This window comes from Antarctobacter sp., assembly GCF_048262615.1.
Taxonomy (GTDB): domain Bacteria; phylum Pseudomonadota; class Alphaproteobacteria; order Rhodobacterales; family Rhodobacteraceae; genus Antarctobacter.
Genome location: NZ_JBLXFB010000005.1, coordinates 97,891 through 110,500, shown reverse-complemented (window position 1 = coordinate 110,500; position 12,610 = coordinate 97,891). Strand labels below are relative to the sequence as shown.

The following is a 12,610-nucleotide window of genomic DNA, read 5'->3' as shown; positions in this document are numbered from 1 at the left end:
TGCGAATTCCGCGCGCGCCCCTGCGCTTCTTCTTTGTCCAAATACACCCGGGGGAGTCGACCGGAGGGAGACGGGGGCAGCGCCCCCTAGTCCGCCTGCTTGCCCAGCTTCTTTTTCTTTTTCAGCTCCGCCAGCTTGGCCTTGATCGCGCCTTTGCGCCGGTTCTGGAACGCGGTGATCAGCGGCAGCGACACGTAATAGGCGATGGTGCCCGCCACGATGCCGGGAATGATTCCGCCGATCATGTAGGGAAAAAACACCTCGTCATAGAAGATCCCCAGATGGTTCCAGTCGGCCTTGTCCGGGGTGAAGAGGGCCAGGAAATTGTCCCACAGGTCTTCGCCGGCCTTGACGAATTTCTTGCCGATACTGCCGTGATCCGCGCCCGCCTTCAGCCCGAGCAGGGCATAACCCGTCTTCATCGCGACAACGCCGATGGGCACATAGGTCAGCGGGTTGCCAAAGAAGGTCGACAGGATCGCGGCCAGGATGTTCCCGCGCATGATCCAGGCCAGTATGGCCGCGAACACAAAGTGAAAGCCGTAGAACGGGGTGAAGGTGGTGAACACCCCGGCAAAGATGCCGCGTGCGATTCGTTCGGGCGGATCGGGAAGACGGTTCAGGCGCAGTTGCACGTAACGCGCAGCCCGGCCCCAGCCGCCACGCGGCCAGAGCGCTTCGAGCACGATCCGGCCCACTGGCCGTCTGTCGCGTCGCTTGAAGACCAAACTGTGCCTTTCTGCCTACTCTGCCGCTTCGGAGGCTGCTCCGGGGACTGATTCCAGAGCCGGATCACGCCGCCGTTCGACCGAGGCGACATTGCTCTCTGCCTCTAGGTTGGAAATCAACGAGTGCAGGTGTTCCGCATCTCTAAGGTCTACATCCATCATCAAACGGTAATAATCCGGTTTACGGTCTATGAAGTTCAAATCAGAGATATTGGCCCGTGTCTCGCCAATCAATGTGCAAATGCGTCCCAGCACCCCGGCATCGTTGCCAATCGTCAGGTCCAGCGACACGGTATAGACCGCCGGGTGCTTGCCCTCGGCCCAATGCAGGTCCAGCCAGCGGTCGGGCTTGTCCTCGTGGTTGGCCAGAGCGGCACAGTCGATGGCATGGACCGCCACCCCGCGGCCGCGATGGGCAAGGCCGACAATGCGTTCGCCGGGCAGCGGCTGACAGCAGCGGGCGCGTTCAAACCCTTGCCCGTGTTCCAGCCCGACAACCGCCTTTTTCAGCTCGATCTCGCCGCCATCGCGGATGGCAAGGTTGGGATAGACCGCCTCGACCACCTCGGATGAGGTCAGCTCGGCGCTGCCCAGCCGGGCCAGCAGGGTTTCGGTGTCTTCCAGCCGCAGGGTCGCCGCGGCCTTTTCCAGCACCTTGTCGGTGGCCTTCTTGCCGCGCGCCTCAAACGCCGCGCGGGCCAGCTCATGACCCAGCTTGGCATAGCGTTCCTTGTTGGCCTCGCGCAGGGCGCGACGGATCGAGGCCTTGGCCTTGCCCGTCGTGGCCATGTCCAGCCATGTCGCCTGCGGGGCCTGTCCTTCGGCGATGATGATTTCGACCGACTGGCCGTTCTTCAGCCGCGTCCACAGGGGCACCCGGATGCCGTCGACCTTGGCGCCCACACATTTCGACCCGATCCGCGTGTGGATCGCATAAGCGTAGTCGATCGGCGTCGCCCCGCGCGGCAATTTGACCACGTCGCCCTGCGGGGTAAAGCAGAACACCTTGTCGGAATACATCTCCAGCTTGACCGCCTCCATGAAGGCGTCGTGATCCTCTTCGGAATCCAGCTGTTCCGTGACCGAGGTGATCCACTTGGCCGGGTCCACGGCAAAGCGGTTCTCGGCCCGCTCGCCGTCCCGGTAGGACCAGTGCGCGGCCACACCGGTCTCTGCGACCTCGTGCATCTCGCGGGTGCGGATCTGCACCTCGACCCGTTTGCCGTCGCGTCCCGACACGGTGGTGTGGATCGAGCGATAGCCGTTGGTCTTGGGCTGGCTGATGTAGTCCTTGAACCGCCCCGGCACCGCGCGCCAGCGCTGGTGGATCGCCCCCAGCGCGGTGTAGCAGTCCGCCTCGGACCGGGTGATCACGCGGAAACCATAGATGTCGGACAGGCGGGAAAAGCCGATCTTCTTTTCCTGCATCTTGCGCCAGATCGAATAGGGCTTTTTCGCGCGGCCAAAGACCTCGGCCTCGACCCCGGTCTTTTCCAGTTCGTGCCGCATGTCGGAGGTGATCCGCTGCACCACGTCGCCGGTTTCGCGTTGCAGGGTGATGAAGCGGCGGATGATGCTGTCGCGGCCCTTGGGGTTGAGCACGCGAAAGGCGTGATCCTCCAGTTCCTCGCGCATCCACTGCATGCCCATGCGGCCCGCCAGCGGGGCGAAGATATCCATCGTCTCGCGCGCCTTTTGCACCTGCTTTTCAGGCTTCATGGCGCGGATGGTCCGCATGTTGTGCAACCGGTCGGCCAGCTTGACGAGGATCACCCGCAGGTCCTTGGACATCGCCATGAACAGCTTGCGAAAGTTTTCGGCCTGCTTGGTCTCGGAGCTGGAAAGCTGGAGGTTGGTCAGTTTGGTGACGCCATCGACAAGGTCGGCCACCTCGCGCCCGAATCGCTGTTTGACCTCGGCGTAGGTCGAGCGGGTGTCCTCGATGGTGTCGTGCAGCAGCGCGGTCACGATGGTGGCGTCGTCAAGCTGTTGCTCGGTCAGGATCGCCGCCACCGCAACCGGATGGCTGAAATAGGGCTCGCCCGATTTGCGGGTCTGGCCCTCGTGCATCTCGCGGCCATACGCATAGGCCGCGAGGATCAACTTTGCGTTGGTCTTCGGGTTGTAGTTGCGAACGAGGTCAACGAGGTCTTCAGCAGAGATCATGTCACCTCACCGCCGAACAGGGATCAGCCCTGGCCCTGCGCCTCCATGAGCGCGCGCAGCAGTTTTTCTTCGGACATGTCGTCCTCTTGCGGCTTGTCCGCCTCGGTGCCCATGAGCAGCGCCATGGCGTCCTCTTCGGGTTCGTCCACCTCGATCTGGGTCTGGTTCGACTCGATCAGGCGTTCACGGAGTTCGTCGGCGGACTGGGTCTCTTCGGCAATTTCGCGCAGGGCGACAACCGGGTTCTTGTCGTTGTCGCGGTCCACCGTGATCGCCGCACCGGATGCCACCTCGCGCGCACGATGTGCGGCCAGCATCACCAGTTCGAACCGGTTCGGGACCTTGTCAACGCAATCTTCTACCGTCACGCGGGCCATAGAGTGCTCCGTTTTCTGTCTTGAGGGCCTCAGAAAGACTTGACATACCGCGCGACCCGAGGATTGACAAGGGCAATAGCCCGGTCGCCACAGGTCAGATCGGCCGTGCCTCGGCGCGATCCTGCCGGGGCAGGGCGGCCAGCATCCCGGCGACGGTTTCGCCGGTCAGCGGGTGCCGCCAGTCCGCCGCGATATCGGCCAGCGGCACCAGCACGAAAACCCGGTCCTGCATCCGGGGATGCGGCAGGATCAGGCGGTCCGGTGTCTCGTGGCTCTGGGCCTCCGGGGGCAACATCCGCCACCGGGTCTGCGTCTCTGCGTCCGGGCGCACGGCACCATCCAGCGCCAGCAAATCAAGGTCAAGCGACCGGCTGCCCCAGCGCTGCGCCCGCTCTCGGCCAAAATCCGCCTCTATCGCGTGCAGGATTTTCAGCAGCGCCTCGGGGCTGTCCGGCCCGCTGACGGCGGCGCAGGCATTGACATAGTCCGGCCCCGCGCCCGCCGGAAAGCACGGCGTCGCGTAAAAGCGGCTGAGACGGCGCAAATGCAACCCGGCAGCGGCCATGGCGGCCACCGCAGCGCCAAGCGTTTCTCCGCGCCCACCGGCCTCTGATCCGAGGTTGGAGCCCAGAGCGATAAGGAATTCTTGTACCATTTGACCCAACGTACTATTCTTTTGAGACTTCCCTGCGCCTTGCAGAGCGCAGAAAAAAACATAATCTACTTCGACGCGCTCGCCGCCACACTCACACTCACGGATCAGGCGAGCCGATTGGACGAAAGGAAATTTTATGTTCTACAAGGACGAACGGCTTGCGCTGTTCATAGACGGTTCCAATCTTTATGCCGCTGCAAAAGCTCTCGGTTTCGATATCGACTACAAGCTGCTTCGGCAGGAGTTTGCGCGTCGTGGCAAGATGGTTCGGGCCTTCTATTACACAGCGCTTCTGGAAAATGACGAGTATTCGCCGATCCGCCCGCTGGTGGACTGGCTGCACTACAACGGCTTCACCATGGTGACAAAGCCCGCGAAGGAATACACCGACAGCCAGGGCCGCCGCAAGGTCAAGGGGAACATGGATATCGAACTGACTGTCGATGCCATGGAACTGGCGCCGCGCGTGGACCACATCGTGCTGTTCTCCGGCGACGGGGACTTCCGCCCGCTGGTGGAAAGCCTGCAACGTCAGGGCGTGCGTGTCTCGGTGGTGTCGACCATCCGGTCGCAACCGCCGATGATCGCCGACGAACTGCGCCGTCAGGCCGACAACTTCATCGAACTCGACGAGTTGCGTGAAGTCATCGGTCGCCCGCCGCGCGACACACAGGTTGAACGCAACTTCGAAGTTGCCGCTTCCGGCAAGTGATCCGGCCTGCGCCCGTCCCTGTGACGGGCGCGGCCTGCGGTTGGTGTCCCGGCCTTCACTCGGGTCTGGCATCAACCGTCACCTTCTTCGCCTCCGGCAAAGGCGCTGCACCCTTTACCTCGCGCCGCACGGTCACTAGGTCTGCGCAGAACCGATGAGGAAAGGTGCCGTGATGTCCCCCCAGTCCCTTCCGCCGCTTACCCTGCTGCTGGCTGCGCCGCGCGGATTCTGCGCAGGCGTGGACCGCGCGATCAAGATCGTCGAGATGGCGCTCGATAAATGGGGCGCGCCGGTCTACGTCCGTCACGAAATCGTGCACAACAAATACGTGGTCGACGATCTGCGCGCCAAAGGGGCGGTCTTTGTCGAAGAGCTTGAGGATTGCCCGGACAACCGCCCGGTGATCTTTTCCGCGCACGGCGTCCCCAAGGCTGTCCCGGCAGAGGCGGCGCGCCGCGAGATGATCTATGTGGACGCGACCTGCCCGCTGGTGTCCAAGGTCCACATTGAGGCAGCCCGCCATTCGGAAAACGGCTTGCAGATGATCATGATCGGCCACGCCGGCCACCCTGAAACCGTGGGCACCATGGGGCAACTGGCCGAAGGGGAGGTGCTGCTGGTCGAGACGGTGGCGGATGTGGCGACGGTCGCGGTGCGTGACCCGCAGCGGCTGGCCTTTGTGACCCAGACCACGCTGTCCGTGGATGACACCGCCGGGATCGTCGCGGCGCTAAAGGCGCGCTTTCCCGCCATTGTCGGCCCCCACAAAGAGGATATCTGCTACGCCACCACCAACCGTCAGGAGGCGGTCAAGGCCATCGCGCCGCGCGTCGAGGCGATACTGGTGGTGGGCGCGCCCAATTCGTCAAATTCGAAACGTCTGGTCGAGGTCGGTCGCCGCGCGGGCTGTGCCTATGCGCAGCTTGTGCAACGCGCCACCGACATCGACTGGCGCGCACTGGACGGGATCGCATCGGTCGGCATCACCGCCGGGGCCTCGGCCCCCGAGGTGCTGATCGACGAGGTGATCGACGCGTTCCGCGCCCACTATGACGTGACCGTCGAGATGGTGGAAACCGCGCAGGAAAACGTGGAATTCAAGGTGCCGCGCGTGCTGCGCGTCCCGGCATGAGCCCGCTTGCCCCGAAAGGTCGCCGATGATTTCGCTGCAATTCCTGCTGACCGCCCTTGTTGTCGTCATCGCCTCCGGAACCGGGGTGATCTATACCCTGGCCATCGGGTTGGGGCAGGGGCGGTGGCCCGCGGTGGCGGCCGCGTTCGGCTGTACCATCGGGATCGTACCGCACCTTGCCGCCGCGACGCTGGGTCTGGCGGCGCTGCTGCACACCTCGGCGTTGCTGTTCAACGTGGTGAAATTCGCGGGCGTGGCCTATCTGCTGTACCTCGCGTGGCAGTCGCTGAAATCCGGCGGCGCATTGGCGGTCGGTGCCAACCGCAAGGTGGACCGGCCTTGGCGGATCGCCCGGCGTGGCGCGCTGATCAATATCCTCAACCCCAAGCTCTCGGTCTTCTTTCTGGCACTGTTGCCGCCGTTTCTGACCGGCACCCCTGATACCGCCACGACAGAGATGATCACGCTGGGCGCGGTGTTCATGGCGCTGACCTTTGCGGTGTTCGTGCTGTACGGGTTGTTTGCCGCGCGGGCCCGTGACTGGCTGTTGTCCAGCGCGGTCAGGATGCGCTGGCTCAACCGCTCCTTTGCCGGGATCTTTGCCGCCCTCGCCGGGCGGCTGGCGCTGGAGCGCGCATGACCGCCATCCCCCGTTCCGCCCTGATCCTCGGGCTGGCCGGGGTGGTGCCCTTTGTCTGGGGGGCTGCGACGATCCTTGCGCCCGGCCTGTTCGACTGGGGACTGGCCACCTTCGGGCCGCGCTTTGTCGGCCCTTATGTGCAGTTGTTTTACGGCGCGGTGATCCTGTCCTTCATGTCCGGCGTGCTCTGGGGGTTCGCCACCAAGGCCGAGGGCAGCCGGGCCGCCACCGGCTATGCGCTGTCGACATTGCCCGCCCTCTGGGCGTTTTTCACCACCGGCGGTGGTGAGATGCGCGCCGCGCTGAACCTCATGATCGGCTTTCTGGCGCTTTTGTTGCTGGATGCCGCCTTTGTGCGCTGGGGCCTTGCCCCGCGCTGGTGGCTGCCGCTGCGCCTGCTCTTGACCGGGCTGGTCGTGGCCTGCCTCGCCGTCATTCCGCTGGCGTGATCCAGCGGGCAAATGTGCCCCTCAAACCGCCCGATCCCTGCGCCAAGCCGCTGCGATAGGCCCTTGCGATATGCCCGCAAAAAGGCGACATCACTGGCCATGACAGACCGCGAAACCATACGGATCTACGACACCCGCGCCGAGGATTACGCGCAGGTCACCGCGTCCGAGCGGCCCGATGCCACGCTGCGGGCCTTTATCACCGCTTTGCCAAAAGGCGCGACCGTGCTCGATCTTGGCTGTGGTCCCGGCCTGTCGGCAGCGCATATGGCAGCCGCCGGGTTGCAGGTCGAGGCATGGGATGCCTCTGCCGCCATGGTCGCCCTTGCCGCCACCCGGCCGGGCGTGGTCGCAAAACAGGCCGGTTTTGACGATCTCGACTCGCATGCCGCCTATGACGGCATCTGGGCCAACTTCAGCCTGCTGCACGCGCCGCGCGCCGACATGCCCCGCCATCTGGCCGCGATTGCCCGCGCGCTGACCCCCGGCGGGCTGCTGCACATCGGCGTCAAGGAGGGCGAGGGCGAAAGGCGCGACAGCCTTGGCCGCCATTACACCTATTACACTGAAACCAGCCTGACACAGCTCTTGCAAGCGGCCGGTCTTGTGCCCGGTCCCTTTGCACGGGGCGCGGACAAGGGGCTGGACGGTGTCGTGGCGCCCTGGATCACGGTGACCTCCCATCGCTGAGCTTTTTGCCTATACCGACGGTGCCTGTTCCGGCAATCCCGGCCCCGGCGGCTGGGGGGCGCTGCTGCGCGCCAAGGACGGTGAGACCATCGTCAAGGAACGCGAACTCAGCGGCGGTGAGGCGCAGACCACCAACAACCGGATGGAACTGCTGGCCGCGATCAACGCGCTGGAATCGCTCAGCCGCGCGTCCAACATCACCGTCGTGACCGACAGCGCCTACGTCAAGAACGGCGTCACCGGCTGGATTCACGGATGGAAGCGCAACGGCTGGAAAACCGCCGCCAAGAAACCGGTCAAGAATGTCGATCTCTGGCAACGTCTGGACGAGGCGCAAAAGCGCCACGACGTCACCTGGGAATGGGTCAAGGGCCACGCCGGCCACCCGGAAAACGAACGCGCCGATGAACTGGCCCGCGCAGGCATGGCGCCGTTCAAGACATAGCGCCGAAGGAGCCGTCATGACCCCGCTTGTCCTGCTCGACTACGCCGCCGTGCTGGTCTTTGCGCTGACCGGCGCGCTGGTGGCCAGCCGCGCGCAGCTGGATATCGTGGGCTTTGCCTTTCTCGCCGGGGTGACGGGGCTGGGCGGCGGCACCCTGCGCGATGTCCTGCTGGACCGCACGCCGATCTGGGTGGCCGACCAGACCTATCTTGGCGTCGTCACCGGCGCGGCGGTTCTGGTCTTCTTCACCGCCCACCTGCTGGAAAGCCGGATGAAGGCGATCCTCTGGCTGGACGCCTTGGCGCTGGGCGTGGCGGTGGCCGCCGGGGCCGGGCTGGCGCAGCGGCTGGGGCAACCGCCCGCGGTGGTCATGGTCATGGGCATCGCCACCGGCTGCGCCGGCGGGCTGGCGCGCGATGTGGTCGCCAACGAGGTGCCACTGGTGCTGAAGCAGGGAGAGCTTTACGTGACCTGCGCGCTGGCGGGGGCTCTGGTCACGGTGCTGGCCATCTGGCTGGGCGCACCACCGGCGATGGCCGCCGCCCTGACCGCGTTGGTCACCATCGGCCTGCGCGCCGGGTCGATGGCAATGGGCTGGCGCCTGCCGGTCTACAAACCGCGCCCGCCCCGCTATTGACCTGTACCGCCCCTGCGTCCCAGCTGGGCCCCCAGGTTTCTTCTGTCCGCAAATATCCCGGGGAGCGCGAGGGGCTGGCCCCTCGCCCCTGCCGCCGCCGCAATCGGTCGCTTATTGCAGATCGGAAAACGCCTCTTGCAACCGCTCCACCGCCTGCGCCACCCGTGCGCGGGGCGTGGCAAAGTTGAACCGCAGGAAACTCTCGCCGCCGCTGCCAAAGGTGTCACCGTGGTTCGCCGCGATCCGTGCCTCTTTCTCGACCCTGCGGGTGAACTCCTCCACCGCCATTCCGGTGCCGCCAAAGTCCACCCAGGCCAGATAGGTCGCCTCCATCGGCATCGACCGCAGGCCGGGGATCGCGTTCACCCCCGCGTCGAACAGCCGCCGGTTGCCATCCAGATAGGCGCACAGGTCATCGACCCATGCCGCGCCCTCGGGCGAATAGGCCGCCGTCGCCGTGACCATGCCAAAGGAGTTCGGCGAGATTGCCAGCCCGGCCATGACCTCGCCAAACCGTTTGCGCAGATCCGCGTCGGGGATGATCACATTGCCGATATGGCTGCCCGCCATGTTGAAGGTCTTGGTGGTCGCCGCCATCATCACCAGCCGGTCCTCGATGCCCGCGTCCAGCGTCGCCATCGGGATGTGCTTTTGCCCCGGCATCACAAGATCATGGTGGATCTCGTCGGACACCAGCACCAGATCGTGCCGTTTGGCGAACTCCGCCACCCCGCGCAGCTCCTCCGCGCTCCAGACCCGCCCGCCGGGATTGTGCGGCGAACAGAGGATCACCATCTTTTCCCGCCCGGTCATCATCGCGTCATAGGCGTCGAAATTCATCTCGTAGCGCCCGTCGACATTTGCCAGCGGACATTCCACCACCGCGCGCCCGGAGCCGCGGATCACCCGTGCAAAGGCATGGTAAACCGGCGTGAACAGCACCACGCCATCGCCGGGCTGCGTGTAGGCCTGTAGGCACAGGGCGGTCCCGTTCACCAATCCATGGGTCGAAAAGATCCAGTCGCGCGACACCTCCCAGCCGTGCCGGGTGTCCATCCACCAGCGGATCGCGTCGCGATAGGCCGTGTCCGGCCCGAAATAGCCAAAGATTCCGTGATCCACCATCCGCTGCAACGCCGCCGGGACGCAGGCGGGCGGGCGAAAGTCCATGTCGGCAACCCACATCGCCAGCCCGTCCTCGGGCGAGACGCCGTAGTAGGACTCCATCACGTCCCATTTTGTCGAATGCGTGCCCACGCGGTCGATCTCTTCGTCAAATCGGCTCATCGGTGATCCCTTTGGTCTCTTTGTCGCGCAGGCTAGCGGGCTGATCGGCAGGGGCAAGGGGCGACGCTTGCCTAAACCGCGCGCGGCGCTTAAATCAGCGCCATGAAACGGCCCATTCTCATCCACCCCGATCCTCGCCTGAAGAAGCCTTGCGATCCTGTCGACGATCTGTCCGACGATCTGCGCGTGCTTGCGGACGACATGCTGGAAACCATGTATGCCGCGCCCGGCATCGGCCTTGCGGCCCCGCAGGTCGGGGTTCTGTCGCGGCTGATCGTGCTCGACTGCGTGAAATCCGACAGCGAAGAGGCGCATCGCCCGCTGATCATGTTCAATCCACGGGTCATTGCCAGCTCGGATGAGCGCAATGTCTACGAAGAGGGTTGCCTGTCGATTCCCGACCAATACGCCGACGTCGAACGCCCCAAAATCGTCGACGTGGAATGGATCGACCGCAACGGCAAGGCGCAGTCCGAAACCTTTGACGGGCTCTGGGCCACCTGCGTCCAGCATGAGATCGACCATCTGGATGGCAAGCTGTTCATCGATTACCTCAAGCCGCTGCGCCGCCAGTTGATCACCCGCAAGATGGTCAAACTGAAAAAAGAACGCGCGCGGGAACGGGCATGAGCCTGCTGCCGATCCTGAAATGGCCCGACCCGCGCCTGGCGCAACCCTGCGCCCCGGTGACGGACCCCAAGGCGGTCGAGTCGCTGGTCACGGACATGTTCGAGACAATGTATGACGCCCCCGGTCGCGGCCTTGCCGCGCCGCAGGTCGGTGTGATGCAGCGGCTCTTTGTGATGGATGCCGGGTGGAAAGAGGGCGACATGACCCCGCTTGTCTGCCTCAACCCGACGATCATGTCGGCCACCGACGCCAAGACGACAGTAACCGAAGGTTGCCTGTCGGTGCCGGGTGTGACCGCCGATGTGACCCGTCCGGCAGAGATCAGACTGGCCTTTACCGATCTGACCGGGGCCGCGCAGGACATCACCCTCAGCGGCGCGGCCGCCACCATCGCTCAGCACGAACTCGACCATCTGGATGGCGTCATGCACTTCGACCGATTGGACGCTGCCGCCCGAGACGCTCTGCTGGCGGCGTACACAGCGGGGCAGGACACATGACGGTCCGCCCCTTTGTCCCCTGGCCCGACAAACGCCTGCGCAGTGTCGCCGCCCCGGTCGCGGGCATCACGGACGAGATCCGCGCCACATGGCAGGACATGGTCGACACGATGGAGGCGATGCCGGGCGTCGGCCTTGCCGCGCCGCAGATCGGTGTGATGCTGCGGCTGGCGGTTGTGGATGCCTCTGACGCGCGCGGCAAACCGATCCTCATGGCCAACCCCGAAATCCTGCACGCCTCGGTCGAATTCCGTGACCACGAAGAGGCCAGCCCGAACCTGCCGGGCGTTTCGGCCAAGATCTCGCGCCCCCGCGCGGTGACGATGACCTACATCGATCACCACGGGATGAAGGTGCGCAAGGATCTGGTCGGCCTCTGGGCGACCTCGGTCCAGCACCAGATCGACCACCTGAACGGGCGGATGTATTTTGACCGGCTCTCCAAGATGAAACGCGACATGCTGCTGCGCAAGGCTCGCAAGAAGGGCTGAGATCGGCCCCGGCCAGCCGCCCGCCAGCGGCGCGCTCCCGTCCCGGGCCTGACCCGGGACCTCCCCCAATCGGCAAGCTGCCCGCCAAAGGCTCTTCTGCCCGGTCGCGGCCTGCGCTAAGACCCCCGCAAGGCAGGACAAGGGATTTCTCACATGCGCGTCATCTTCATGGGCACTCCCGATTTCTCCGTTCCCGTGCTCGACGCGCTGGTTGCGGCGGGGCACGACATTGCCTGCGTCTATTGCCAGCCGCCGCGCCCGGCGGGTCGCGGCAAAAAGGACCGCGCCACACCGGTCCATGCGCGGGCAGAGGCGCTGGGCCTGCCGGTCCGCCACCCGGTCAGCCTGAAATCCGCCGACGAAAAACAGGCCTTCGCGGATCTCAACGCCGACATCGCGGTGGTCGTGGCCTACGGGTTGATCCTGTCGCAGGCCATTCTCGACGCCCCCACGCGGGGCTGCCTCAACATCCACGCCTCGCTGCTGCCCCGCTGGCGCGGGGCGGCACCGATTCACCGCGCGATCATGGCGGGGGATGCGGAAACCGGCATCTGCATCATGCAGATGGAGGCCGGATTGGACACCGGCCCGGTGCTCTTGCGCAAGGCAACGCCCATCGGCGCGACCGAAACCACCGGCGCATTACATGACCGCCTGAGCGCCATGGGCGCAGAGCTGATCGTCACGGCGCTGGACAGGCTCGATACCCTCACACCGGAAATCCAACCCGATGAGGGCACAACCTACGCCGCCAAGATCGACAAGGCCGAGGCCGCCGTTGACTGGACCCGGCCCGCGGATGCGGTCTCGCGCCAGATCCGCGGCCTGTCGCCTTTTCCGGGGGCCTGGACAACAGGCAAGGGCGCGCGCATCAAACTGCTGGGCGCGGAACCGGCGGCAGGGCAGGGCGCACCCGGCACCGTGCTGGACGACGCCTTCACCGTTGCCTGCGGCCGCGGCGCGCTGCGCGTCACCCGCGCCCAGCGGGCGGGCAAGGGCGCGCAGGACGCCGCCACCTTTCTCAACGGCTGCCCGTTACCGACCGGCACCCGCTTGGGCACCTGATCCGCC

At 65.2% G+C, this 12,610-nt stretch carries 16 protein-coding genes; 11 read left to right on the top strand and 5 right to left on the bottom strand.

Annotated features, from left to right (window positions below; translation table 11 throughout):
* Positions 1 to 86: 86 nt before the first annotated feature.
* The 4 genes from ACN0S5_RS07585 to folK form a co-directional block, all read right to left on the bottom strand.
* On the bottom strand, positions 87 to 728 hold the full coding sequence (locus ACN0S5_RS07585; RefSeq protein ID WP_417207502.1) for a DUF2062 domain-containing protein: 642 nt from the start codon (positions 726 to 728) through the stop codon (positions 87 to 89).
* A 15-nt stretch (positions 729 to 743) separates the two neighbouring features.
* Positions 744 to 2,894 carry a RelA/SpoT family protein gene (locus ACN0S5_RS07580; RefSeq protein ID WP_417207501.1) on the bottom strand — a complete coding sequence of 717 codons (2,151 nt, stop codon included), beginning with the start codon at positions 2,892 to 2,894 and terminating at the stop codon, positions 744 to 746.
* 23 nt (positions 2,895 to 2,917) lie between these two features.
* Positions 2,918 to 3,271 carry a DNA-directed RNA polymerase subunit omega gene (gene rpoZ / locus ACN0S5_RS07575; RefSeq protein WP_323769689.1) on the bottom strand — a complete coding sequence of 118 codons (354 nt, stop codon included), beginning with the start codon at positions 3,269 to 3,271 and terminating at the stop codon, positions 2,918 to 2,920.
* A gap of 94 nt (positions 3,272 to 3,365) precedes the next feature.
* On the bottom strand, positions 3,366 to 3,926 hold the full coding sequence (folK, locus tag ACN0S5_RS07570; RefSeq protein ID WP_417207500.1) for a 2-amino-4-hydroxy-6-hydroxymethyldihydropteridine diphosphokinase: 561 nt from the start codon (positions 3,924 to 3,926) through the stop codon (positions 3,366 to 3,368).
* Between the two features lie 136 nt (positions 3,927 to 4,062).
* Here folK and ACN0S5_RS07565 point away from each other — a divergent pair, with 136 nt between their 5' ends.
* From ACN0S5_RS07565 to ACN0S5_RS07535, 7 genes are all read left to right on the top strand, one after another.
* On the top strand, positions 4,063 to 4,638 hold the full coding sequence (locus ACN0S5_RS07565) for an NYN domain-containing protein (protein WP_417207499.1): 576 nt from the start codon (positions 4,063 to 4,065) through the stop codon (positions 4,636 to 4,638).
* A gap of 172 nt (positions 4,639 to 4,810) precedes the next feature.
* Entirely contained in the window at positions 4,811 to 5,770 is a 960-nt protein-coding gene (gene ispH, locus ACN0S5_RS07560) for a 4-hydroxy-3-methylbut-2-enyl diphosphate reductase (protein ID WP_417207498.1), read from the top strand.
* Between the two features lie 25 nt (positions 5,771 to 5,795).
* The gene (locus ACN0S5_RS07555) at positions 5,796 to 6,410 is read left to right on the top strand and encodes a LysE family translocator (protein ID WP_417207497.1); all 615 of its coding nucleotides are present in this window, start codon (positions 5,796 to 5,798) and stop codon (positions 6,408 to 6,410) included.
* Entirely contained in the window at positions 6,407 to 6,859 is a 453-nt protein-coding gene (locus tag ACN0S5_RS07550; RefSeq protein ID WP_417207496.1) for a DUF3429 domain-containing protein, read from the top strand. The genes ACN0S5_RS07555 and ACN0S5_RS07550 overlap by 4 nt, the downstream gene beginning before the upstream one ends.
* Before the next feature lie 99 nt (positions 6,860 to 6,958).
* Positions 6,959 to 7,549, top strand: a complete 591-nt coding sequence (locus ACN0S5_RS07545) for a class I SAM-dependent DNA methyltransferase (RefSeq protein WP_417207495.1) — start codon at positions 6,959 to 6,961, stop codon at positions 7,547 to 7,549.
* Positions 7,542 to 7,994, top strand: coding sequence for a ribonuclease HI (rnhA, locus tag ACN0S5_RS07540; protein ID WP_417207670.1), 453 nt, complete (start codon positions 7,542 to 7,544; stop codon positions 7,992 to 7,994). Before ACN0S5_RS07545 ends, rnhA begins: the two co-directional genes overlap by 8 nt.
* Before the next feature lie 16 nt (positions 7,995 to 8,010).
* The gene (locus tag ACN0S5_RS07535) at positions 8,011 to 8,631 is read left to right on the top strand and encodes a trimeric intracellular cation channel family protein (protein WP_417207494.1); all 621 of its coding nucleotides are present in this window, start codon (positions 8,011 to 8,013) and stop codon (positions 8,629 to 8,631) included.
* Positions 8,632 to 8,742: 111 nt separating this feature from the next.
* On the opposite strand, the gene ACN0S5_RS07530 is transcribed toward ACN0S5_RS07535, so the two are convergent.
* Positions 8,743 to 9,918: a MalY/PatB family protein gene (locus ACN0S5_RS07530; protein ID WP_417207493.1), complete on the bottom strand. Its 1,176-nt coding sequence runs from the start codon at positions 9,916 to 9,918 to the stop codon at positions 8,743 to 8,745.
* Positions 9,919 to 10,020: 102 nt separating this feature from the next.
* Between ACN0S5_RS07530 and def (ACN0S5_RS07525) the strand changes: the two genes are divergently transcribed.
* The 4 genes from def (ACN0S5_RS07525) (at position 10,021) to fmt (ending at position 12,604) form a co-directional block, all read left to right on the top strand.
* Positions 10,021 to 10,548 (top strand): peptide deformylase, encoded by a 528-nt coding sequence (gene def / locus ACN0S5_RS07525; RefSeq protein ID WP_417207492.1) that lies wholly within the window; start codon positions 10,021 to 10,023, stop codon positions 10,546 to 10,548.
* Positions 10,545 to 11,048, top strand: coding sequence for a peptide deformylase (gene def / locus ACN0S5_RS07520; RefSeq protein ID WP_417207491.1), 504 nt, complete (start codon positions 10,545 to 10,547; stop codon positions 11,046 to 11,048). Before def (ACN0S5_RS07525) ends, def (ACN0S5_RS07520) begins: the two co-directional genes overlap by 4 nt.
* Positions 11,045 to 11,539, top strand: a complete 495-nt coding sequence (gene def / locus ACN0S5_RS07515; protein ID WP_417207489.1) for a peptide deformylase — start codon at positions 11,045 to 11,047, stop codon at positions 11,537 to 11,539. The genes def (ACN0S5_RS07520) and def (ACN0S5_RS07515) overlap by 4 nt, the downstream gene beginning before the upstream one ends.
* Positions 11,540 to 11,692: 153 nt before the next feature.
* Positions 11,693 to 12,604 (top strand): methionyl-tRNA formyltransferase, encoded by a 912-nt coding sequence (gene fmt / locus ACN0S5_RS07510; RefSeq protein ID WP_417207487.1) that lies wholly within the window; start codon positions 11,693 to 11,695, stop codon positions 12,602 to 12,604.
* Positions 12,605 to 12,610 lie beyond the last annotated feature (6 nt).